Consider the following 23,084-nt stretch of genomic DNA (forward strand, 5'->3'; position numbering starts at 1 on the left):
TTAATAAGTAATTCAGAAAAATGAATCTTAGCAGTTATATCGTTTTTCTCAGTATTCATGTAATGTCTAATCAATAAAAATATTGATAGGGAAAATACAGCCACACAGAGAATAAGTATTTTCAGTTTTGCTTTGCTATTCATTCTTTAGCTCTTCTCTAAAACGCTTTTCCAAACTAGTGCGCTCAACACTGCTCCTACAATTGGCGCCGCAACAAATAGCCAAACTTGTTTTAAAGCTTCGCCTCCAGCCAATATCGCCGGACCGATGCTACGAGCAGGATTCACAGACACTCCTGTGATTTTGATGCCTACAATATGAATGAGTACCAATGAAAGACCGATGGCTAAGCCTGCGAAACCACCATTGATATTTTTAGTAGAAGTTGCTCCAAATATCACCAACAAGAAAATAAAGGTGAATACAGCTTCAGCAATGAATGCAGCAGTAGAGTTATACTCTGCTAAATAATCTTTTCCCCAGCCGTTCGAACCTAAAGCCCATTCTTTCATTTCAAAATTTTCCTGGTTACTTACAATTAGATAGAGCAAACCAGCACCTGCAATAGCACCCAAAATCTGGGCAACAATATAATATGCTGCTTCTCCGGCTTTCATACGGCCAGCTACTACCATACCAATGGAAATTGCCGGGTTAATGTGACAGCCAGAAATGTGCCCTATCGCGTAAGCCATCGCAACAACAGATAAGCCAAATGCAAAAGAAATACCGAGTAGGCCAACGCCTGTAGTGCCGTCTGCACCGGCTATTACTGCGCTACCGCAACCCATTAAAACTAATACTAAAGTGCCTAGAAATTCGGCGCTAAATTTTGAGAATTTACTTGTCTCCATTTTATTTTTATTAAAAGATTAAAAAAAACAATAGGGGGAGATTTTGCTCAAATGTAAATTAAAAATTATGATTTTAAAATTAGGGCTTTATATATTCTGGATTGAAGTGGTTTGGAAAGAGAAAGGGGCTTAAATCCTTAAGCCCCGAATAAACCAAACAAACTATTTATGAAGTATATAGATAACCAATAGCTCGAAAAAAAGTTTGAAAAAAAATAAATTTACTATTTAGCTCTTCAGAGATTTTTTGTTAAGCCTATCTAAACCCCATTTGGTTAACTAAATAAGTTTAGTTGATCAGGAACGTATTCCGTTGGATTAAAATGGTATGTAGATTTTTGAACGTTGTTATTATTTACATAAAATAACGGAGTTTCCTGATCACGCGATGCTACCTGAACAAACGTTTTTCCGGCTACGTTTTTGAAAATTTCTTCAACTAAAACAGGGTTATTATTATCTTTTGAAAGGTGACTAAGCAATAGGTGGGTCATAAAAGCAGGCTTATGATTTTGAAAAAGCTCAAGGGCCTGTGTGTTGCTTAAGTGCCCGTGGCCACTTGTAATTCTTCGCTTTAAAAAATAAGGGTAGCTTCCGCTAGCGAGCATGTTGGGACAATAATTTGCCTCTAAAAATGCTGCATGGCAGGTTTTGAACTGCGTAATCAATCTATCGCAAATGGCGCCAATATCAGTAAAAACTCCAACCCGCACATCATTGCATTCTATGGTAAAGCTATACGGATCTGCAGCATCATGAAATTTAGAAAAAGCAAGAATGTTCAATTTGCCTATTTTAATTTCTTGTAAATGAGAAATAGTAAAAACATTATCTTCAATTAAAGTCAGCTTGCTGCTCTTATAAGTAGGCGTACTAATATAAACAGGTAGCTGATGTTTTTTTGCGAAAACGCTTAAACCTTTGATGTGATCGCTATGTTCGTGTGAGATGAAAATGGCTTTGATTTTTTTTAAAGATAAACCTAGCCGATTGATTCGGGTTTCTACCTCTTTACAAGTCAATCCGACATCTACCAAAACGGCTTCGTCATCGTTACCAATGTAATAACAATTGCCGTTGCTGCCCGAATTTATAGAGGTAAAATATAATGCCATTTTGAATTTGCAAGGTACGGCTTATTTGCATAATCATAAAGTAAATTATACCCTTGCACCATTATGTTCTACCAAACGAGATAGTAAAGGGAGAAAAGCTTGTATAAGCATAATCTCTTCTGTTGAGAAAATCTTTTCCATCGTTTGTACAAGCCACTCTTCTTTAATTTTTCTTGTGGCGATGATATGTTTTTCGCCCAGTTTAGTTAAGCTGATAAAAGTTTTTCGTTTGTCGTCTGCACTTGGTTGGCGTTCGACACATTTCGCCTCTACCAACCGATTGATGATTTGAGAGATTGCCTGCTTAGAAACCCGTTCCAAATCTGCCAGCTCTGTAGATAACATTTTACCATGCTGTTCCAGTAACGACATCGTCAGTAGTTCAGCATTACTAAATGAAGAACTCACATTCTGTTTCCGCAACTGTCTGGTTAAACGGGTAACTGTGCTTCTTAATTTAGCGGCAATTTCTTGAGTTTCTGTTTGCATTTTTAGTAAATAAGCTTTACAAATATACGGTAAATATTAATTTATTATTCTCTCCTGATCCAAAATAATGTCTCGTTTATGATTTTAAAATGATTAAATATCCTGTTTACAATTTCTTGTATCCCGTTTAAAATCTTACTTTTGTAAAGTTACTTTACTATTTTAGATATGGGTATTTTTCGTTCATTAAAACATTACAATTATAGATTATTCTTTACAGGCCAAGCCATTTCGCTTGTAGGCACCTGGATGCAGCGTGTTGCGGTAAGTTGGTTGGTGTACCAAATCACCGAATCTGCATTTTTACTGGGTTTAATTACTTTTTTAAGTTTGATCCCATCTTTAGTTTTGGCGCCATATGCCGGGAGTTATGTGGATAGACATAACAAGTACAAAATCTTAATGATTACTCAGGTCATCCTGATGCTTCAAGCTGGAGCGCTTGCGGTAATGATTTGGTTTAAAGTTTATGATATATTCTGGATTGCTGCTTTATCGCTTGTTCAAGGCCTGGTAAATTCGTTTGATGTGACTGCCCGACAGTCGCTTATGGTTAATCTGGTAGAGGACAAAGAAGATCTACCAAATGCTATTGCACTTAACTCTTCGGTTTTTAATGCAGCCAGATTGGTTGGCCCAGCCTTGGCAGGAGTAATTTTAAGTACGTTGGGAGAGGATATGTGCTTTTTGATTAATTTCCTCAGTTTTATTGCAGTAATTGTTTGTTTAGTGATGATGAAACTGAAACTGCAAGAGCACCCAAAATCAAGAGAAAATATATGGGTTGATCTTCGAAAAGGTTACGATTATTTAAAATCATCGCCAGATTTAGCATCAATGATTATAATGATGGCAGCGTCAAGTCTGTTAGTCATCCCATTTACAACCTTATTACCTGTTTTTGCAAAAGATATTTTCAACGGAACAGCAACCACTTTCGGCTGGTTTGAAAGTGCTGCAGGTTTCGGTGCCTTTTTCGGTGCAATTTATATGGCCACACTAAAGGTGAATCAAAACTTACAAAAAATAGTGATGGTTTCAGGCATCCTGCTGGCTGTTTCTGTAGTGGCTTTAGCCATTAGTCCTTCGTTAATTTTAGCATTAATCTGTACAGGTTTGGCTGCGCTGGGTTTAATGGCGCAAACTTCATCCATAAATACTTACTTGCAAACGCATGCTGATGATTTAATGAGGGGAAGGACCTTGAGCTATTATATTATGGCTTATCAGGGCGTTTTACCAATAGGAAGTTTGCTTATGGGGTATCTCGCACATCAATTTGGTACACAAACAGTTGTAGCTTTCGAGGGCCTAGCCGGGTTGCTTATTGTTGGTGCTTTTATTTACAATGAGAAACATCGAAATGAGATTAAAAATAATGCTGTTTCGCTTACGTAAACAAAGGAAACTTCCTCGTAGAAAACTTGTTACCTTGTTCTTTTAAAATCAAATCCAATCCAAAGCCTTTCAAATAATTCAATATATTTGGCATTGTTATTTGCGTTAAATTACTTTATGGGGGTAGCTTAATCGTTTAAAAATTGCTTTTATACATTCCGAAAGCATGATAAGTATGTGCTGCTACCCTAAAAATTAAATCATTATGCCCAATTTAAAATTTAGAGTTTTTTTACTTCTATTTACGCTTCTTTCATCTATTTGCTTCTCACAAGTTAGTTCAATACAAAACATTCAAGGTAGAAATATTCAAAGTCTAAACGGCAAATGGAATTATATTATCGATCCCTATGAAAATGGATACTACGATTATCGTCATCAGCCGTATGATCAATCCAAAACAGGAACAGGCGGTTTTTTTGACGATCGGGAGCAGAAAGATAAATCCGAATTGATAGAATACAATTTTACTGGTTCTCCTCAAATGAATGTGCCCGGCGATTGGAATTCGCAGTCGGAAAAACTCGAACTTTATGAAGGCACAATCTGGCTGCGTAAAAGATTTGACGCCAAACCAGAGAAGGGTAAGAAATACTTTGTCTATTTTGGAGCTGTTAATTATGAAGCCCATGTTTATTTAAACGGTAAAAAACTCGGTGTGCATAAAGGTGGTTTTACGCCTTTTCAATTCGATGTAACCAATAAATTAAAAACTGGCGAAAATTCACTCGTTGTGAAGGTTGATAATACCAGAAGGCCGGATGAAATTCCAACTGTAAATACCGATTGGTGGAATTACGGTGGCATCACACGAGAGGTGTATATAGCTGAATTCCCTGATCATTTTATCAGCGATTATAAATTGCAGCTGGTAAAAGGAAACAATAATTTAGTTAGTTTTTCTTTAAAATTATCAGATGCCACTGCTGGACAAGATATCACACTATCAATTCCGGAATTAAAGCTTGAGAAGAAATATAAAACAGATAGTGAAGGAAAAGTTAATGATGAATTTACCTGGAACAATTTAAGTTTATGGTCGCCTGAAAGCCCAAAATTATATGCTGCAAACATTAAATCTGATAAAGAAAATATCGATGATAAGATTGGTTTCAGAACGATAGAGGCAAAAGGCGATAGTATTTTGTTAAACGGGAAATCTGTTTTTTTAAGGGGTATTTCGCTTCATGATGAAAATCCTATACTGGCAGGACGCCTGCGTTCTGATGGAGATATGCGAATGATGCTGCAATGGGCAAAAGATATGAACTGCAATTATGTTAGGCTGGCACACTATCCTCACAATGAAAAAATGCTCCGTTTGGCCGATGAAATGGGCCTAATGGTTTGGGCTGAAGTACCGGTTTATTGGACCATCAGCTGGACAAACCCAGCCACCTACGCCAATGCCAAACAGCAGCTTACAGATTTAATTGTTCGTGATAAAAACCGGGCAAGTGTAATTATTTGGTCGGTTGGTAATGAAACGCCGTTAAGCGATGCCCGTTTAAGTTTCATGAGTAATTTGGTGGAAACTGCCCGCACTTTAGATGATACCCGTTTAATAGCAGCTGCACTCGAGGTGCATCGCGAAGGAAACACGATGATTTTGAATGATCCGCTCGGCGAAAAAATTGATTTGGTAAGCTTTAATGAGTATGCTGGCTGGTATTTCGGCGGTGTGCCAAGTGAAATTACAAAATACGATTTCAATATTAAATATAATAAGCCAGTGGTAATAAGCGAATTTGGTGGCGATGCATTAGCGGGTTTCCATGCTGATGAAAATACACGTTGGAGCGAGGAATATCAGGAAGCTTTATACAAAAATCAAATTACGATGTTGAGCAAAATAAAATCATTAAGAGGGATTACCCCTTGGATTTTAACGGATTTCAGATCGCCGCGTAGGCAGCATCCAGTGTACCAAAATTTTTGGAATAGAAAAGGCCTTATCTCTGAAACTGGCGAGAAGAAAAAAGCTTACTTCGTATTGAAAAATTTTTATGGTGAAATGCAGGAGAAGTATAAGTAACAATCCAGCACAATGGCTATAGTCGTTGATAGATAAATGGTTATCTAAAAAGTTTAAAAATAATTGCTAATAATTATCATTTTGTGACTTTAATGAATCTTTTATTCGGAAATTCGAAGTTTGAAATGAATGATGGCCAAACAAAAGGCTGTTGATTTAAAAAATATAAAATGAAACAAAAGCTAAGTATCCTATTGGTTTTAGCAACTGTATTTACAGCAGTTGCACAACAAAAAAAACCTAGTCAAACAGTTGAAAAGTATAACATCGGAAATAAAAAAGTAACGGTTTATACTACCGCTGAAAAAACCGATTATCGCATAAGCAAAACTGAAACTTTAAATTTTGTAGAGAATAAGCAGCCTTTTGAAACGGAGCCGACTATTTTTGTAGATCCTACAATTAAGTATCAAACGCTGGTAGGCATTGGTGGAGCACTTACAGATGCTTCTGCAGAAACATTTGCCAAGCTTTCTAAGAAAAACCAGCAAGAATTACTAGCAGCATATTACAATAAAGATAAAGGTATTGGTTACACTTTAGCACGTACCAATATAGCTAGTTGCGATTTTTCGAGCGGAAGTTATGCCTATGTTCAGGATAACGACAAAGATTTAAAAACATTCAGCGTTGCGCATGATGAGCAATATAAAATTCCTTTAATAAAGCAGGCAACTGCTGCTGCCGGAGGAATGCTAGCGCTTTATGTAAGTCCGTGGTCGCCCCCAGCTTGGATGAAAGATAATAATAGTTTAATTAAAGGTGGACATTTATTGCCTCAGTATCGCCAGAGTTGGGCCAACCACTATGTAAAATTCATTAAAGCCTATGAAGCCATGGGCATGCCAATTTGGGGTTTATCTGTTCAAAATGAGCCAATGGCGAAACAAATCTGGGAATCTTGCGTGTACACTGCAGAGGAAGAACGTGATTTTATTAAAAACTTTTTAGGTCCAACTTTGCAAAAATCAGGATTGAGTAGTAAAAAATTAATCGCTTGGGATCACAATCGTGATCAGATTTTCCAAAGAGCAAGTACAATTTTAAACGATAAGGAAGCTGCAAAATATGTTTGGGGAATTGGGTTTCACTGGTATGAAACATGGACAGGCAGTGGAATGCAGTTCGGAAACGTTCGCCAGGTGCATGAAGCCTATCCTGATAAAGCGTTAATTTTTACTGAAGGATGTAAAGAGAAGTACGATGTGAATAAATTGGACGACTGGACTTTGGGCGAGCGCTACGGTTATTCAATGATTAACGATTTTAATGCGGGCACAGCTGCCTGGACAGATTGGAATATTTTGTTAGATGAAAATGGAGGTCCAAACCATGTAGGCAACTTCTGTTTCGCTCCGGTGCATGCAGATACCAAGAATGATAAGTTGATTTATACCAATGCCTATTATTATATGGGGCACTTTTCTAAATTTATTCGTCCTGGAGCGAAAAGAATTGGTTCTGCATCCAGCCGTGACCTATTACAATCTACGTCGTTTTTAAATTCCGATGGAAAATTAGTTGTTGTGGTGATGAATCAATCGGATGAAAAGCTAAAGTACAGCTTATGGATAAAAGGTATGGCAGCAACAACAACTAGCTTGCCGCATTCCATTGCCACGTTAGTCGTAGAATAATAAGATAGAAAACTAATAGCAGAAATATCCAGCAACGGTTTTCTATCAAAAATCAGGTTGTTATGCTAGCCGGACTTTTAGATAGAGCATTTAGAAACGGACTTTTCGCTGTGTAAAAAATTAAGTTTGACGGCGGTTTTGGTGCTTTTTCGGGAGTTTAAATTATGGAAATGAAATATAAAAAACTGGAACAAACCTGGCGCTGGTATGGTCCGAACGACCCGGTAAGTCTGCAGGATGTTAAACAGGCCGGTGCAACCGGAATTGTAACTGCTTTGCACCACATTCCACATGGCGAGGTTTGGCCGTTGAAAGATATCAGGGAGCGCAAAGCGATTATTGAAGCTGCAGGTTTAACCTGGTCGGTAGTGGAAAGCGTACCTGTTCACGAGGCGATAAAAACCCGCAGACATGATGCGGAACACTACCTGGAAAATTACCGGATTTCACTTCGCAACCTTTCGCAGTGCGGCATCAAAACGGTATGCTATAATTTTATGCCTGTTCTGGACTGGACACGTACCCAGCTCGATCTGGAGATGGCCGACGGGTCAAAGGCACTTTATTTCGACTGGATCGATCTAGCCATCTTTGATCTGCATATCCTGAAGAGAGAAAATGCGGAGGCTGATTACAATTCATCCATCCTCAAAAGAGCAAACGAAAAATTCGCCACGCTGAACGAAGCGGAACTGCAGGATCTGCGCACCAATGTGCTGATGGGCATTCCCAACGAAAAGGAAATTGAGCTGGAAACCCTTAGGGCCAGCATAAACGAATACGCGGCAATAGGTACGAAGGGACTGAAAGAAAACCTGAAATTTTTCCTTAACGCCATTGCCGGAGTTTGTACCGAAGAAGGGATAAAGATGACGATCCATCCTGATGACCCGCCTTATCCAATTCTGGGTCTGCCACGGATAGCGAGTACGCTGGAAGATTTTGAATATATCATCAACGAGGTAAATCAGGCCTTTAACGGCGTTTGTTTTTGTACCGGATCTTTGGGTGCGGGAATGAAAAACGACACCCTGGCCATTTTTAATGCAGTTAAAGAGCGGGTTTATTTTGCGCATCTGCGCAACGTTAAAAAAGATGATGACGGCAGTTTTTATGAGGCCGACCATTTGGGCGGTGATGTAAACATGTTCGAGATAATGAAGGCACTGACGGAAGAAAATGCCAAAAGAGAACAGCCGATTCCTTTCCGTCCGGATCATGGGCACCAGATGCTGGATGATCTTGCAAAGCAGACCAACCCAGGTTATTCGGCCATTGGGCGTTTACGCGGACTTGCAGAACTGAGAGGTTTGGAAGTAGGAGTAACTGGAAACTATTAATTTTTATAACAATACCTGCCAAATAATAGGCGGGTATTGTTTTTTACAATCAAGTTATGGCTTGAAATTTGAGCAACTCGCATTATGGAAAACAAATCTAATCCCGGTAAGAAAATTTTAACTCCTTCAGTAATTCATGATGATTTACCAGAAGTTAAAAAACCAGAGCACCTGCGTAAAATAGCATTGCAACATGATGATATGTTACCTGAAAATCCAGAAAGAAATTACCACCATGATGAGCTTTTCAAGTCATCAACATCTAGCCATGATGAGATAAAACATGCGGATGATGATGTTTGGAATGGGGAAGATGCCTAGCTATTTCGTGCTGATATCAGCTTTCATGAGGTAAACATTATTTTTTAATGGATAAATATAAGGACAGTATAATCCTTTAAATTGGTTAACATCGGCTAATATTTTTAGATTGCTCCAGGTTCCATTAATACTTTTGGCATCGCGATAAACCATGGCATGGAATTTACTTTTCGCGATTGGATCATAAGCTGAATCGTAGCTGTAAGCAATGATCCATCGTTGAAATTTCTTATGATATAGGAGGGAGGCCTCACCAATGGGTCCGGGTATAATAATGGTCGCTTTACCTTCATCAGCTTTGAACCACTTTTTCGAATCACCATTCCAATATTCGTATTGATTTAAATTCAGCATTTCTTTTTCCTTAATCCTAGCCAAATATCCCGGCCCACCACGACCGGCTAAGCTTCCTATCATATAAACAAAACCATCCCTCTTGGCATAACAGATCTGAGAAAACTTACTATTGCCATTAAAGGTTACTTCTTCTTTTCTTGTCCAGGTTTTTCCGTCATCTGCTGAGGCATACAACGAAGAAAAGTTAGTAAGCCATCGGCCATTTTTACCTGCCCAATCAAAAATGTTCATGTAATGCACATAATCTGTTTTACCTACTCGAATAACTGCTGTTGGAATAGAGGTATTGTATTTTTTAGGATTCGTCTTTCCACCAGCACAAATTTCTCTGGCACTTCCGTTTTCATCCAATACCATAGAATCAATTGTAATTCCATCCTCCAGATTATTGTCGCTGGAAAATGCCAGAACATTTGATCGCCAATTAGCACCATTGCCACCGCCTTTACCATCTTTTTCAGCAATAAATTCTCTTCCATGGGTATCACCGAAAAAGATCCCGACTTTTGAACCTTCCATTTGCCAAAAAATTCCCAGATCAGTTCCACCAACATCATAGTCCTTTGCAGTATTATTCGGACTGGGAAGTTGTTCACCTTTGAGTGGTGTTCCTGTTAATCGAGCGATTTTTTTGACATTACTCAATTGTAATTCAGGAGTTTTATTGTTTTGTGCCAAAGCGCAAAGGCTATTGAAAGTAAGGAAGGCAATGGCTAAGCTAAAAGGTTTTAGTAGTTTATTAAATTGATATGGTGTCATATTGGTTTTCATTTGGTTAGCAGACTAATGTAAGTATATTAGCTAAAAAAGAAACCAAAATAAATGATTTGTTACCGAACATTTCCTGCAAAAGTTACCGAGTTTTAAATATGGGGATTTCGAAACGTTTGTAGCTCTTTTTTGTTATTTTCATCTACATATTAATAGTTTCAATGCGAAATTTTTTACAAAGATTATTAGGAAAATGGGTAATTAGCCTCTCTAACAAGTTTGGTTCTCGACCTAATCAGATACGTATTCACGAAGCATTGACGAAACTTTATGAGACTATTTTGGGCGAGCCCGGCAAACGAGGACTGGTTTTCGATATACAACCGGATGATAAATTTATCATTTTTTCCGATCAGCATAAAGGCGCAAGAGACTATGCTGATGATTTCGCTCTGGCAGAGAAAAACTATTTAGCGGCGCTTGCTCATTATCATCGAGAAAATTTTCATTACATCAACCTGGGAGATAGTGAAGAACTATGGGAAAATTTAATGGAATCTGTAATTAAACACAATAAAGCTACTTTCGAGGCAGAGAAGGCATTTATACTCTCTGAATCGTTCACAAAGATATTCGGTAATCACGATTTGTACTGGGATAACGATCCACTTGCTGGCTTCAACCTAAATAGAATTTACGGAAAAAAGATACCTATTTATGAGGGTGCGATTTTAAGAACGACTATAGCAGATAGAAAATTAAATATTTTCCTTACTCATGGTCATCAAGGTGATTTACAAAGTGACGGAAATTGGTTTAGTAAGTGGTTTGTTAGTACAATTTGGGCACCTTTACAATCCTTTTTGCGAATTAACCCTAATACTCCGGCTTACGATAATCAGCTTAAAACCGAACATAACAGCATGATGTATAGCTGGCAAATAAAACAACTAAATACCTCGCTGATTACCGGGCATACGCATCAGCCTGTTTTTGCTTCACTCACTCATTTGGAGCGGATCTATTTAAAGTTAAAAAGAGCGACTTTAAGTAATAATCAACAAGAAATTGACTTATTAAATGCCGAATTGAAGAAAAGAATTCGGGAAGGGGATGAGGCGCCAGAATTTAAACAGTACAAACCGGGCTATTTTAATAGTGGTTGTTGTTGTTTTAGTGATGGCGATATTACGGGCATTGAAATTGAAAATGGAGTAATACGTTTAATCAAGTGGTCATTTCTGAAAAATGGAACTCCAGAAAGAATTGCGCTTGAGGAAATGAGCTTGGCAGAATTGCTCGATTAATTATTTAATCGGTAGCTGAACAAAAAAAGTAGTGCCCTTATTTTTGCCTTCACTCTCTGCCCAAATTTTACCTTTATGCATATCTACAAACATTTTCACAGCTGTAAGGCCCAAACCATTAGAATTTTCGCCATGAGTTGGTATGGCGCTTAGATCTGCAAATTTTATAAAAAGTCTTTCCAAATCAATATCATTTAAACCTACGCCTTCATCTTTAACAGCTATCGTAATTAAATTTTCTTCTTGCTGATGCGACAATGTGATGATTCTATTTTCAGGAGAAAATTTAATTGAATTATGTAAGATGTGATAAAACAGTGCCGTTATCTTTTCATCGTCGCCAAAAATTTCTAAAGCCGAATTTATTTTAATATCAAAGTTTTGACTTTTTTTATTAGCTAGTGGCGCTAGTTTTTGGGTAACCGAATTTAAAATTTCTCTGAGATCGATTTTATTTTTTTGTGGTTTAAACGAACCACTTACTTTTTTAGCCGAGCTTAAAATTTCGTTTAAACTACCGACCATTTTTTTTGATTGCAAATTAATTTTTGAAGCAATCAAGCCCGCTTTTTCATCGATGTTTGGCATTCTACTCACCAATTCCGATTGCAGAGAAATAGTAGTCATCGGATTTTTTAAATCGTGAATGAGTACATGCAAGCGATCATCCTGCGCAGTAAGTGTTTGTCTGATGGCAATCCTGGTTTCTAATTTATCAATAACTAGTTCTGCTAATGTTGATAACATTTCTTTTTGTTTTTCCGTTGGTTCTGCCGTGATAGCGCCAAACACATAAAGTGCTCCAATTACAAAATGATCAGGAGATTTGATGGGTACAGCTATATATTTAGTTTGCTCATCACTTCTTGCGCTATTATTTGTTGTTGCCCCCCAGTCTTTTAAGTATTCTGGAGATAGAAAACTATCATTCTTTGACAATTCAATCTTCTTTCCAACTTGCGATTTTATAAAAATATCATCGTTGGTTATAAAGCAAATTCCAGCATTTTCCACTTCAAAAATGGCAGCCGCCAACCAGCTGATATTGTCGTATGTGTGCTCTGCTGGTGAATTTAAAATTTCATAATATAAAAGTTTTTCTAATCGGCTGTCGCTATTAATTGGGATAATGTTTTCAGGCATGATGGTATTTTTAGAATGCTGATCCCGGTGAGAACAGCAATAATGTTAAAGGTAAAGATTATCCTCAAAAGGATAAAAAAAGAAACAATTATATAGTAAATTTAGTTAATATACATATTGAAAATATTCGGATAAAGAATTCGAATTAACGATCAAATCAACATAAAAATGAGATTATATATTGAACGAAAACCCGTTAAGGTAAACCCCGATACCAAACGTGTTATTGCCCGTTTTTTTTTTAACGGAGAGGAAAGAGCACTTGAGGTGATCAGAAAAGTTTTAGAGTTTTCTGACGAAAAAGTTTTTTCCTTAATTTCGCCAATTCTGCAGGAATACTCAAAAAGACATAGGAATATCACAAAGATTTTAAATCGGCATTGTAAAAAGCTTAAAAAGCAGTTCACCACATTAAATACCGATATGGAAGACCTTGATCAATATAAGCGGTTATTGATCGGCGCTTATTTTACACACGAATATTCAATTGAATCTGCTGCTTTTTTTAATCCCAGTATTGTAGATGATCCTGATCAAACGGATTTAGTGGAAGGTGAGAAAAGAGTAATTATAAGCTTCAGGGCTGTTGGAGAAGGCCACATTTCATCAATTGTTTTCCGAAGGGCATTAATTGATAAAAATAATAATATTCAGGTGCTGCCAGTGGGCGATTATGTTGATGAAGCTGAGGTGGTGAAAAATGCAATTTATGTTAAAAAGCTTTTTCTTAAAAAGGCTGCCTATGCACAAATTGATCCTTCGGTTTTAGAGGAGATTGAAGCTAAATTGGATGATAAGTTTGAGTATACTGCATTAAGTAATATCATTAAAGATTCTAAAAGCTTACATAAAGATAACCCAGTTAAATCGGTTGAATTCGATAAAGTGCTTTGGCTTTCTGATACCTACCACACGATAAGTTTTTCAAAAGATACCGATATTTCAGATCGTGTTATTTTCCCGATCTCAGAGTTTGAAAGAAAAGGAATTGAAGATGCCAGGTTTGTAAAATTTATAAAAGATGATGGAAGAGTAGTGTATTACGCGACTTATACCGCATTTGATGGATCACTTATCATTCCGAAATTGGTACAAACGGAGGATTTCTATGAATTTAAAGTGATTCCGCTATATGGAGATGGTGCACAAAATAAAAATTTAGCATTATTCCCCCGTAAAATAAACGGGAAATATGTAATGATGAGTAGGATAGATGGGTGGAATAATTACATCATGTTCTCTGACAAAGTGAATGTTTGGGAAAATCCAATTTTGCTAAAACAACCACGTTACTGTTGGGAGCTTGTACAAATAGGAAACTGTGGTTCGCCGATTGAAACTGACAAGGGTTGGCTGGTTATAACCCATGGTGTTGGCCCAATGAGGAGATATTGTATTGGGGCAGTGTTGTTAGATTTAGACGACCCAACCAAAGAAATAGGGCATTTAATGGAACCACTAATTATACCCAATAATGATGAGCGTGAAGGTTATGTTCCAAACGTGGTCTATTCTTGTGGGTCAATTATCAGCAATGGAGAGTTGATTATACCTTACGGTTTATCCGATTACAGTTCTTCATTCGCAACCGTAAATTTAGAGTTACTTCTAAATCGTTTATTAGAAAACAACGATAAATAGTTAAACTCTAATGGACAAAAAAAGGCTGATTCAGATGATGAATCAGCCTTTTTTTATTTGCTCGAACAGTCTATTTTTCTACTTTTTCATTTTCTACTAATGGAGAAGATAATGTTGCATATTCAGCTTCGGCAGCCTTTAATACGGCTAGGTGGGAGATAAAATAAGCTAACGTACTTTCAGCGCCTTGATTTCTATTCACACTGTTAAACTGTAAGCCATCGGCACAGCCATGGGTTTCGAAATCGTACAGAGGAATGTGGAGGCTGTTTTTGCCTAAAAACCACTCGTAACTTACCTGCATTAAGTCAAGGTATTTCTCTTCTTTGGTAATCTCGTAGGTTTTGGCATAAAGCAAAACCATCGCCATTGTTTCAATAGCTTGTTGATCATATATTGGATTTTTACCATGCTTTTTCATCCAACCATCATTCCCAACAGGATTTAGATAACCATTTTCGAAAGAAAACTTATTTAAAAATTCAATACTTTCCATAGCGATTTTATACGATTCTATATTACCGGTAGCCTCATAGTGATGAAGAAGTGCCAACGGTAAAATGGCGTTATCGTAAGTCAAAATATCTTCAAACCAATGCCATTCGCCATCTTTATTAATGTTATACGCTTGTTTAAGTGTATTTGCCAAGGTGTTAATTTCATTGATTAGTAATTCATCACCATGGTGGGTTTTTAAATAATAAGCTACTCCAATGATGGTGTTAGCCTGGCCTCTCAAATATTTCAAACTTTTAAAATGAGAAACGGAATGTGAGAATAATTCTCTTCCGAATTCTCGGTAAGAGTTATTTGGGGCGACATTTATTAAATAACCTAATGACCAAATGGTACGACCAAACGAATCTTCAGATCCAACTTCATCCAGATAATTTCTGTTAAAGCTTAAAAAATTCCTAAAATTTCCATCTTCCCGCTGCATGTATTGAATGAAACTTAAATAGACTGGAATTAGCTTCAGGGCTTTTTGATTTTTATCTTGCTCAAAAGCCATTAAAGCCATAATTAATGCTCTGGCATTATCATCTATACAGTATCCTTCCTTCAAATTCGGAATTCCAAAACGGGCATGCTGTATAATTCCTGTATCATCAGTCAACAAAGAAATATGACTTAAATTTAGAGCCGGCATTCCTTCAACATCAATAATCGGCGGCACAACTCTAGATGGTTTCTGGCCTGCGAATAATGCCTCCTCTAAAACGTTCATGTAAACATCTCCAATAGCTGGCCACCTTAAATTTAACCCATATTGGTATGCATTTGATTTAAGTTGTTGATGCTTATTTTGATCATTTAATAATTCATTTACTACATTTGCTAGCTGCTCATCGTTTTTAAAATCGAACAACTTACCTCTGTTATCTGCAAGTAATTCTTGCGCATGCCAATACGGAGTAGAAACTACAGCTGCACCTGCTCCAATAGCATATGATAGTGTTCCACTGGTGATTTGCGCTTCATTTAAATACGGGGTAACATAAATGTAGCAGGCAGTTAAATATTGATGTAATTCTTCTTCAGAAACAAATTTATTTACAAATGCAATGTTATTTTCCACACCCAGCTCTTTAGCTAAAGCTTTAAGGCTATCGCGATATTCCTCTCCATTATGTTTAACAACACCCGGATGTGTGTTTCCTAAAATCACATATAAAACATCAGGATGTTGGGCAACGATGCTCGGAAGCGCCTTTATCATCGTTTCTAATCCCTTATTACGACTAATTAAGCCAAAGGTGAATAGCACTTTCCTGTTTCTAAATAATTCACTTTGAGCAACTTCATTATTTAAAATAGGCTCCAGATCTGGAACGCCATGTTCAATTAATTTTATTGATGATTGTGGAATTTGGTAAATGCTGGTTAAAAATAAAACTGCTTTTTTACTCATCACCACTATTTTCGAAGATTTTAATGCAATCTCTTTAATAATGGTTTGCTGCATGAAATTGGGTTCTTTTAATACCGTATGCAGGATGGTAATAAAAGGCTTTTTTAATCTGTTGATAAATGAGAGTAAAAATACCCCGCTATTACCACCATAAATTCCAAATTCGTGTTCGATGATGCAGGTTTCGATATCACTGTTATTTATGAAATCTGCAGCTTCTAAATAATCTTGCTGATTCTGCTGTCTTATTACAAACTTAACTTCCTTCGGATAGGCATGCTCATCAAGATTATCTGATTCATTTAATGCAACAACGAAACTATTTTGAGCATCATAAGAAGAGTTTAAGCTTAAAGCGTTAACTAAATTCTGATTGAATGTTGCTAACCCGCATTCGCGTGGAGGATAAGTGGATATGTATGCAATCTTCATAAGTACTAATAGGTTGATATACCTTATTTAACATAGCCAATGGTAAATGGTTTTGTTTTCGATAGATTTCTGTTGATTATGACAAAACAATATGAATTATCGTCTTGTTACCTATAAAATTTAAACATTATTGCTATGAGATCGATTTGGAAAGGTTCAATTGGATTCGGTTTAGTTAATATTCCTGTAAAATTGTTTTCAGGAGTGCAAACTACGCACCTGGATTTTGATATGCTTGATGAACGCGATCATGAAAAAATTAGGTACATGCGTGTAAATGATAAAACGCATAAGGAAGTACCTTTTGATAAAATTGTTAAAGGACATTTTCTTAAAGACAAATACATTATTTTAGATAAACACGATTTCGAAGAAGCTTCACCGGAAAAAACTAAAATTATTGAACTCGAAAATTTTGTCGATATCAAAGAGATAAATCCTATTTATTACGAAACCTCATATTATACAGAACCAGAGAAGCAGGGTCGAAAGGCTTATGCACTGCTATTAAAAGCATTAGAAAAATCTGGCAAAGCCGGTGTAGCTCGGTTTGTTTTAAGAAATACCGAAAACCTTTGCGTTATTCATCCTATGGAAGGTGTAATTGTAATTACCAAAATTCGGTTTGAACAAGAGATTAGAAGTTTATCAGACATTAATAAAGTAACGGACATCACAATTACTAAAAAGGAGATGGACGTCGGTTTAGCGCTGATTAAACAATATAGTTCGGAATTTGATTTAAGTGCTTTTAAAGATGACTACAGCGAAGAATTGTTAAAAATAATTAAGGCAAAAGCCAAAGGCAAACGAGCCACAGTAAAGAAAATGAAACCACAAAAAGCGACGAGCGATGATTTATATGATCAATTGATGCAAAGTTTGGGATCAAAAAAAGGAGCTTAAGTGTGTTGGAATGAAAAAAAAGGAGGCCTTATCGCCTCCTTTTTTCGTTATCTTATTTGAAGGCAGCCTTTAACTGTTCTGCTGCATAAGCTTGAGCCGCTTTAGCTTCTGGAACAACAAGGGCCATTCCGAAAAATTCATGTGTTACGCCTTCATAATTTCTGCTATTCACCTTCACGCCAGCTTCAGCTAGTTTATTGGCTAATATTGTTCCATCATCATGCAAAGGATCAATTTCTGCAGTGATGATAGTGGTAGGAGGTAAGCCTTTTAGATTTGCATTTACCAGCGAAATTTTTGGATTTTGTGCTTCAATCATTGTGGTTAAGTATTTTTCTGTAAACCAACCCATCATTGCTTTATTTAATGGTTTAGCATTGGCATAAAGCTTATAAGATTCTGTATCCATATTTGATTGTGCAATAGGATAAATCAAAACCTCGTGTAAAGGGATCATTATATTTTTATCTCTTGCCGTAATAGATACATTCGCTGCTAAATTACCACCGGCACTCTCGCCAACAACAGCAATTTTCGCTGGGTCACCTTTTAAGCTAACTGCATTTTTGACTACCCATTCATAGGCTGCAAACGCATCGTTGTGCGCCGTCGGGAATTTATTCTCTGGAGCAAGCCTGTAAGCAACGGATACCACTACAGCATTAACCTGTTCTGCTAATCCCTGTGCAGAGGCATTGTAAACATCTAAGTTGGCAATAACAAAACCGCCACCATGATAATAAACAATCACTGGATATGGACCATTTCCGGCTTTAGGAGTGTAAATGCGAACATGAATTTTTCCACCAGCAACATTGATGTCCTTACCGCTGGTATCAACTTTAGGTGCTGGAACTTTGATCTCATTTTGCTTTACTAAATCCATAACGGCATCGGTTGGCGTATGGTTTTTACGAGCAGCAGCTGGATCTAAGGTTTCCAAAGGCTGATCTCCATAACTCGCTAGTTTTTCAATTACAGTTTGCATTTCCGGTTTAATTGTTTTACCCCACTCTGGCGGAGGACCGGCTGGTTTCAACGCTACGACAGTTGACGAATCGGCCATTACAGAATCTGTAGTGTTTGTTGTTTTATCTCCACTGGTGCAGGCAGATAGTGACATCGCCAGCGCACAAAGGGCAGATGACAACTTTAATAAATTGGTTTTCATAGGATACTTTTTTTTATAAATGCTTCTTCTATAACGTTATCAGGAAGTTAGAGTTTGGTTTTACACACAACCTTTTAGAATTTAATCGCTTTCCAAACATCTACACCAATTAACTTGTTCTATAAAAAACTAAATAATATGTTAACAGAAATTACAGGGTTACCCGATAATGTATTTGGTGTGAGGGCTACCGGCGAAGTTACCAGTGATGATTTGAAGAACGTATTGTTACCCGGCTTAAAACGAACGGCAGATCGATTTGACGAAATAAGGTATTTATTGGTGTTGGAAACTGATGTAAAGAATTTTACCGCTGGTGCCTGGGTTCAAGATGCTAAGGCGGGGTTACAAAATTTCACTAAATGGAAAAAAATAGCTGTTTTAAGCCACGAGAAAAGTGTAGAATGGTTTTCAGATGCATTCTCAATAGCAACTCCAGGTTCATCAAAAGGTTTTAAACCAGATGAACTAGAAGAAGCCAAAGCGTGGTTAATTACTGATAACTAAATTAAATATTCAACTATGAAATCCGCTCTATTTCACGCCACAATCGGGATGAGTAATTTAGTTGGCGCATGCAGTGAGTAGGGTTTTGTTAACTTAAATAATTAAAAACAGATGAAAAATTCAAAAACTTCGGCAGAAAAAAGCAAAGCTACTGCACCAAAAGATGAAAAAGCAAAAGGAGCCGATGAAAAGGTTACTTCGGCAAAAGACGCTAAAAAAGTAGATGTGAGTAAGGAGTCGCCTAACAAAGACAAAAGTAAGTGAGTTTAATTTATGAAGATAGATTCGGATAATATTAATCGGTTTTACGATAAAATTTTTGATTGGGTAATAGCGAAAGGTCCGGCTGTTCTTTTAGGTATTGCTGTATTAATTGTTGGTTTATGGCTTATTAAAATTTTTAGTAAATGGTCAAAAGCAGCAATGACGCGGAGGGCAGTAAACCCTTCATTAACACCATTTCTTACTAGTCTAATCATCATTACGTTAAGAGTGCTTTTGGTTTTAACCGTAATGCAAATTATCGGAATCCAACTGACATTTTTAACTGTATTAGTGGGTGGTATAGGAGTAGCCGCCGGTTTAGCGCTATCAGGTACTTTACAAAATTTTGCAAGTGGGGTGCTGATACTATTGCTAAAACCGTTTGTAGTAGGCGATAATATTATCGCTCAGGGGCAGGAAGGTACAGTAAAATCAATACAGATTTTCTATACCATTGTGAAAACTTTCGACAATAGATCAGTAGTAATACCGAACAGTAAATTATCGAATGAAGTAATCATCAACATCAGCAAAGAAGGCGTAAGAAGGCTAGATATTGAAATTAAGTTTAGTTATGGGATTGAATTTGAGCAAATAGTCAAAGTTTTTAACCAAACGGTTGACGAATTTAAAAAATGCCTCAACACTCCAGAACGTAGAATAGGGGTATCGACTTTAGAAGATAGTGGTTACAAAGTGGCCATGAACATTTGGGTGAAAGCTCATGGGTTTATGGATACAAAGTTATCTTTTCAGCAAGAGTTAATGAAAAATTTAAAAAATGGCGGGGTAAAATTACCTGGAATGCCAGACTAATTTATGCTTTCAGAAGTGCATAAATCTTATCCATCAGCTCATCAATATTAAACGGCTTCGCCATAAAGTCATCGGCAGAAACCCCATCAAGTGTGTAATTGGTGGCATTATAACGGGCGGAAATCATTAACACAGGAATATGGCTGGTTGAGTCTTTCTCTTTCAATTCTTTCAAAAGAACTCTTCCGTCAATATCCGGCAGCATGATATCCATGATGATAACATCTGGATTAAACTCGGATACATGCTCAATAAAATCTGCGCCTTTGTTTAACCCCGCTACATTAAAAGCTTCGCTTTCTAAGATAAGAGTAATAACATCTAAAATTGCATGGTTATCTTCTATAACCAGAATGTTCTTTTTTGACAAGGTTGGGATGATTTTTAAATTTTGAACAAAGATAAAATAAAAAATAAATCTCTAAACTGAATATAGCAAATTAGAGTCATTCTAAAAGAACAGTAATATTTGCCATTTAGAAAATTCTAATACTTTTGTAAGTGCTAATACATCCTATGAATAAATTTTCTGTTGATTTAACCAATTGTGATAAAGAGCCTATTCACATTCCCGGCAAAATTCAGTCGCATGGTTTTTTAATCGCTATCAATAAAATTGATTTCACTATCACCTATATAAGTGAGAACACAAGCGATTATCTTTCTACGCCAGCTAAAAATTTATTGGATCAGCCTATTTCGGTATTGTCAAATCATTTCGCTCATGAACCTGATTTTAATATCGAAAACTTATTAAAGTTAGGGGTGATTAGGAAAAGTTTCGATGCCATTAGTCCATATCCCATTGCAATAAACGAAAAGCCATTTTATCTTATTATAAATACTTCAGTTAACGATTGGCTTTTAGAATTTGAGCCAGTAAGTTTACAATATGATATTCAAAGTTTAGTTGGCAGATCGGCCTCTGCAATGCTGCAAGGTAAATCGGTATCAGCCTTATTAAAAGGAGCCGCTTCCGAAGTTAAAAAGCTTATTGGTTATGATCGTATCATGATTTATAAGTTTTTAGATGATGGACACGGAGAAGTAGTAGCCGAAGAAAGGGAAGATCATTTAGAGCCATTTTTTGGTTTACATTATCCAGCGACAGATATTCCGAAACAAGCAAGAGAATTGTATAAGCTAAATTTAACACGCCTAATTGCAGATGTTAATACCGATGATTCTCCTATAATAACTTTCAACGAAGCCACCGCATTAGATTTAACTAACGGAAGTTTGCGAGCTGTTTCGCCTATCCATATCCAATATTTAAAAAATATGGGGGTGTATTCGAGCTTTAGTATTTCGTTAATCGCAAATGGCGAGTTATGGGGTTTGATTGCTTGTCATAATTATAGTCCTAAATTTATAGATTATAAAGCTCGCGAAGGCGCTAAGCTCATTGGCGAAATTTTGTCTTCTGCATTGGAATACAGACAGGAAGAAGAAAATTCGGAAACAGTAGAATTATTCAACAACACTGCGAATGTACTATCTGAACACCTCAATCGAGATAAGTATCTAGTTGAAGCACTAACCAATTACGATGAAACGTTACTGAATGTTACTCATGGAACCGGTGTGGCGATTGTTTTCGAAAACGAGCTAAAAACAATTGGTGAAGTTCCGGATGATGAGTCGATATGGGAGTTAGTCGCCTGGCTTAAAGATAATAGCGACGAATCGATTTACTATACGCATCGGCTTTCCGAAATTTTTCATCCAGCGAAAAAGTATAAAGATATAGCATCTGGAATCTTGGCATGTTCGCTAAGTAAAGATCCCGTTGAAATCATGATCTGGTTTAAGCCAGAACAAATATCTACCGTTAATTGGGCAGGAAATCCTGATAAACCCGTAACCGCTTTTGTGGATGGATTAGCGAGTCTATCTCCAAGAAAGTCTTTCGAAACTTGGTCTGAAGTGGTTAATAATACATCCGAAGAAATGGATGCCGGAAGAGATTACTTCCGTTTTGCGCATCCGGGAAATTATCGTTGCTCACATTAATAAGAAAGCCAACGAGATTAGATTGTTAAATGAGAAACTACAATCAGCTTATGAGGAACTGGATACTTTTAGTTATACCATTTCTCACGATTTGAGAACACCGCTTACCTCTATAAAAACCTATGCAGAGCTGATGTTGAAAAACAAAACGCTGGATGATAAGGGAAAGAGCATGCTGGATAGGATTGTTAACAGTGCTAACAAAATGAATTTTCTAATCAAGGAGATTTTAAATTTAGCTCGTGTAGGCCGTTCTGAAATCGTTTTTGAGACGGTAAATATGCAATCGTTGTTAGCTGAGGTTAGCGCTGAAGTCTGGTCGGCTTTTAAAGCAGACAATGCCGAATTGATTTTAGGGCAATTGGTTGATCTGAAAGGTGATAAAACAATGATCGCTCAAGTTTTTACAAATCTTATCAGCAATGCTGTAAAATACTCGTCAATGGTTAAAAGCCCTAAAATTGAAGTGAGTGCTGTTATAGATGGTGGAGAAACTATTTATACGATTAAAGATAATGGTATGGGAATTGATAACCGTTATTACGACAGAGTCTTTGAGCTTTTTAAGCGCATGGAAAATGTTAAGGATATTGAGGGAACAGGTGTGGGTTTAGCCATTGTAAAAAGAATAGTTGAAAGACATAACGGTAGGGTTTGGTTTGAAAGCAAACTCCATGCAGGTTCAACTTTCTATGTGGCTTTTAAAAATAAATAG

General features: G+C 36.8%; 21 protein-coding genes. 13 read left to right on the forward strand and 8 right to left on the reverse strand.

Annotated elements, in window-relative coordinates; genetic code table 11:
* Positions 1-146: 146 nt before the first annotated feature.
* The 3 genes from aqpZ to ACZZZC_RS11645 all read right to left on the reverse strand — a co-directional run bounded on the left by aqpZ (position 147) and on the right by ACZZZC_RS11645 (position 2,458).
* Positions 147-854: an aquaporin Z gene (gene aqpZ / locus ACZZZC_RS11635; protein ID WP_463487279.1), complete on the reverse strand. Its 708-nt coding sequence runs from the start codon at positions 852-854 to the stop codon at positions 147-149.
* Positions 855-1,129: 275 nt separating this feature from the next.
* The gene (locus ACZZZC_RS11640) at positions 1,130-1,969 is read right to left on the reverse strand and encodes an MBL fold metallo-hydrolase (RefSeq protein ID WP_463487280.1); all 840 of its coding nucleotides are present in this window, start codon (positions 1,967-1,969) and stop codon (positions 1,130-1,132) included.
* Between the two features lie 45 nt (positions 1,970-2,014).
* A complete protein-coding gene (locus ACZZZC_RS11645) occupies positions 2,015-2,458 on the reverse strand; it encodes a MarR family winged helix-turn-helix transcriptional regulator (RefSeq protein ID WP_463486104.1) in 444 nt (147 codons plus the stop codon).
* Between the two features lie 168 nt (positions 2,459-2,626).
* Here ACZZZC_RS11645 and ACZZZC_RS11650 point away from each other — a divergent pair, with 168 nt between their 5' ends.
* The 5 genes from ACZZZC_RS11650 to ACZZZC_RS11670 all read left to right on the forward strand — a co-directional run bounded on the left by ACZZZC_RS11650 (position 2,627) and on the right by ACZZZC_RS11670 (position 9,189).
* Positions 2,627-3,856, forward strand: coding sequence for an MFS transporter (locus tag ACZZZC_RS11650; RefSeq protein WP_463487281.1), 1,230 nt, complete (start codon positions 2,627-2,629; stop codon positions 3,854-3,856).
* Positions 3,857-4,061: 205 nt separating this feature from the next.
* Positions 4,062-5,891, forward strand: coding sequence for a glycoside hydrolase family 2 protein (locus ACZZZC_RS11655; RefSeq protein ID WP_463486106.1), 1,830 nt, complete (start codon positions 4,062-4,064; stop codon positions 5,889-5,891).
* A 170-nt stretch (positions 5,892-6,061) separates the two neighbouring features.
* On the forward strand, positions 6,062-7,528 hold the full coding sequence (locus ACZZZC_RS11660; RefSeq protein WP_463486107.1) for a glycoside hydrolase family 30 protein: 1,467 nt from the start codon (positions 6,062-6,064) through the stop codon (positions 7,526-7,528).
* A 170-nt stretch (positions 7,529-7,698) separates the two neighbouring features.
* Positions 7,699-8,868 (forward strand): mannonate dehydratase, encoded by a 1,170-nt coding sequence (gene uxuA / locus ACZZZC_RS11665; protein ID WP_463486108.1) that lies wholly within the window; start codon positions 7,699-7,701, stop codon positions 8,866-8,868.
* A gap of 84 nt (positions 8,869-8,952) precedes the next feature.
* Positions 8,953-9,189 (forward strand): hypothetical protein, encoded by a 237-nt coding sequence (locus tag ACZZZC_RS11670; RefSeq protein ID WP_463486109.1) that lies wholly within the window; start codon positions 8,953-8,955, stop codon positions 9,187-9,189.
* Here the strand turns inward: ACZZZC_RS11670 and ACZZZC_RS11675 are convergent, their stop codons facing one another.
* Entirely contained in the window at positions 9,190-10,317 is a 1,128-nt protein-coding gene (locus ACZZZC_RS11675) for a DUF4185 domain-containing protein (RefSeq protein WP_463487282.1), read from the reverse strand.
* A 161-nt stretch (positions 10,318-10,478) separates the two neighbouring features.
* On the opposite strand from ACZZZC_RS11675, the gene ACZZZC_RS11680 reads away from it, so the two are divergent.
* Positions 10,479-11,564, forward strand: coding sequence for a metallophosphoesterase (locus ACZZZC_RS11680; protein WP_463487283.1), 1,086 nt, complete (start codon positions 10,479-10,481; stop codon positions 11,562-11,564).
* On the opposite strand, the gene ACZZZC_RS11685 is transcribed toward ACZZZC_RS11680, so the two are convergent.
* Positions 11,565-12,707, reverse strand: a complete 1,143-nt coding sequence (locus ACZZZC_RS11685; protein ID WP_463486112.1) for a sensor histidine kinase — start codon at positions 12,705-12,707, stop codon at positions 11,565-11,567. It lies immediately after the preceding gene.
* 168 nt (positions 12,708-12,875) lie between these two features.
* On the opposite strand from ACZZZC_RS11685, the gene ACZZZC_RS11690 reads away from it, so the two are divergent.
* Entirely contained in the window at positions 12,876-14,348 is a 1,473-nt protein-coding gene (locus ACZZZC_RS11690) for a glycoside hydrolase family 130 protein (protein ID WP_463486113.1), read from the forward strand.
* A 70-nt stretch (positions 14,349-14,418) separates the two neighbouring features.
* On the opposite strand, the gene ACZZZC_RS11695 is transcribed toward ACZZZC_RS11690, so the two are convergent.
* Positions 14,419-16,692 (reverse strand): glycosyltransferase family 4 protein, encoded by a 2,274-nt coding sequence (locus tag ACZZZC_RS11695; protein WP_463486114.1) that lies wholly within the window; start codon positions 16,690-16,692, stop codon positions 14,419-14,421.
* A 135-nt stretch (positions 16,693-16,827) separates the two neighbouring features.
* Here ACZZZC_RS11695 and ku point away from each other — a divergent pair, with 135 nt between their 5' ends.
* Positions 16,828-17,598 (forward strand): non-homologous end joining protein Ku, encoded by a 771-nt coding sequence (gene ku, locus ACZZZC_RS11700; protein WP_463486115.1) that lies wholly within the window; start codon positions 16,828-16,830, stop codon positions 17,596-17,598.
* Between the two features lie 52 nt (positions 17,599-17,650).
* Here ku and ACZZZC_RS11705 read toward each other — a convergent pair whose 3' ends face one another.
* Positions 17,651-18,769 (reverse strand): alpha/beta hydrolase, encoded by a 1,119-nt coding sequence (locus ACZZZC_RS11705; protein ID WP_463486116.1) that lies wholly within the window; start codon positions 18,767-18,769, stop codon positions 17,651-17,653.
* 138 nt (positions 18,770-18,907) lie between these two features.
* Here ACZZZC_RS11705 and ACZZZC_RS11710 point away from each other — a divergent pair, with 138 nt between their 5' ends.
* From ACZZZC_RS11710 to ACZZZC_RS11720, 3 genes are all read left to right on the forward strand, one after another.
* The gene (locus tag ACZZZC_RS11710) at positions 18,908-19,276 is read left to right on the forward strand and encodes a SpoIIAA family protein (protein WP_463486117.1); all 369 of its coding nucleotides are present in this window, start codon (positions 18,908-18,910) and stop codon (positions 19,274-19,276) included.
* 111 nt (positions 19,277-19,387) lie between these two features.
* Complete coding sequence (locus ACZZZC_RS11715; protein ID WP_265801052.1) at positions 19,388-19,540, forward strand: hypothetical protein; 153 nt, start codon at positions 19,388-19,390, stop codon at positions 19,538-19,540.
* Positions 19,541-19,549: 9 nt separating this feature from the next.
* The gene (locus ACZZZC_RS11720; RefSeq protein ID WP_463486118.1) at positions 19,550-20,356 is read left to right on the forward strand and encodes a mechanosensitive ion channel family protein; all 807 of its coding nucleotides are present in this window, start codon (positions 19,550-19,552) and stop codon (positions 20,354-20,356) included.
* Between the two features lies 1 nt (position 20,357).
* Here the strand turns inward: ACZZZC_RS11720 and ACZZZC_RS11725 are convergent, their stop codons facing one another.
* Positions 20,358-20,726, reverse strand: a complete 369-nt coding sequence (locus tag ACZZZC_RS11725) for a response regulator transcription factor (protein WP_463486119.1) — start codon at positions 20,724-20,726, stop codon at positions 20,358-20,360.
* 146 nt (positions 20,727-20,872) lie between these two features.
* Between ACZZZC_RS11725 and ACZZZC_RS11730 the strand changes: the two genes are divergently transcribed.
* A complete protein-coding gene (locus ACZZZC_RS11730; RefSeq protein WP_463487284.1) occupies positions 20,873-22,369 on the forward strand; it encodes a GAF domain-containing protein in 1,497 nt (498 codons plus the stop codon).
* On the forward strand, positions 22,311-23,084 hold the full coding sequence (locus ACZZZC_RS11735; RefSeq protein ID WP_463487285.1) for a sensor histidine kinase: 774 nt from the start codon (positions 22,311-22,313) through the stop codon (positions 23,082-23,084). Before ACZZZC_RS11730 ends, ACZZZC_RS11735 begins: the two co-directional genes overlap by 59 nt.

It is taken from the genome of Pedobacter sp. AC212, from assembly GCF_979258625.1.

Coding starts and splice junctions, on each gene's coding strand:
- aqpZ (WP_463487279.1), bottom strand. CDS start 854: ATGGAGACAAGTAAATTCTCAAAATTTAGCGCCGAATTTCTAGGCACT.
- ACZZZC_RS11640 (WP_463487280.1), bottom strand. CDS start 1,969: ATGGCATTATATTTTACCTCTATAAATTCGGGCAGCAACGGCAATTGT.
- ACZZZC_RS11645 (WP_463486104.1), bottom strand. CDS start 2,458: ATGCAAACAGAAACTCAAGAAATTGCCGCTAAATTAAGAAGCACAGTT.
- ACZZZC_RS11650 (WP_463487281.1), top strand. CDS start 2,627: ATGGGTATTTTTCGTTCATTAAAACATTACAATTATAGATTATTCTTT.
- ACZZZC_RS11655 (WP_463486106.1), top strand. CDS start 4,062: ATGCCCAATTTAAAATTTAGAGTTTTTTTACTTCTATTTACGCTTCTT.
- ACZZZC_RS11660 (WP_463486107.1), top strand. CDS start 6,062: ATGAAACAAAAGCTAAGTATCCTATTGGTTTTAGCAACTGTATTTACA.
- uxuA (WP_463486108.1), top strand. CDS start 7,699: ATGAAATATAAAAAACTGGAACAAACCTGGCGCTGGTATGGTCCGAAC.
- ACZZZC_RS11670 (WP_463486109.1), top strand. CDS start 8,953: ATGGAAAACAAATCTAATCCCGGTAAGAAAATTTTAACTCCTTCAGTA.
- ACZZZC_RS11675 (WP_463487282.1), bottom strand. CDS start 10,317: ATGAAAACCAATATGACACCATATCAATTTAATAAACTACTAAAACCT.
- ACZZZC_RS11680 (WP_463487283.1), top strand. CDS start 10,479: ATGCGAAATTTTTTACAAAGATTATTAGGAAAATGGGTAATTAGCCTC.
- ACZZZC_RS11685 (WP_463486112.1), bottom strand. CDS start 12,707: ATGCCTGAAAACATTATCCCAATTAATAGCGACAGCCGATTAGAAAAA.
- ACZZZC_RS11690 (WP_463486113.1), top strand. CDS start 12,876: ATGAGATTATATATTGAACGAAAACCCGTTAAGGTAAACCCCGATACC.
- ACZZZC_RS11695 (WP_463486114.1), bottom strand. CDS start 16,692: ATGAAGATTGCATACATATCCACTTATCCTCCACGCGAATGCGGGTTA.
- ku (WP_463486115.1), top strand. CDS start 16,828: ATGAGATCGATTTGGAAAGGTTCAATTGGATTCGGTTTAGTTAATATT.
- ACZZZC_RS11705 (WP_463486116.1), bottom strand. CDS start 18,769: ATGAAAACCAATTTATTAAAGTTGTCATCTGCCCTTTGTGCGCTGGCG.
- ACZZZC_RS11710 (WP_463486117.1), top strand. CDS start 18,908: ATGTTAACAGAAATTACAGGGTTACCCGATAATGTATTTGGTGTGAGG.
- ACZZZC_RS11715 (WP_265801052.1), top strand. CDS start 19,388: ATGAAAAATTCAAAAACTTCGGCAGAAAAAAGCAAAGCTACTGCACCA.
- ACZZZC_RS11720 (WP_463486118.1), top strand. CDS start 19,550: ATGAAGATAGATTCGGATAATATTAATCGGTTTTACGATAAAATTTTT.
- ACZZZC_RS11730 (WP_463487284.1), top strand. CDS start 20,873: ATGAATAAATTTTCTGTTGATTTAACCAATTGTGATAAAGAGCCTATT.
- ACZZZC_RS11735 (WP_463487285.1), top strand. CDS start 22,311: ATGCCGGAAGAGATTACTTCCGTTTTGCGCATCCGGGAAATTATCGTT.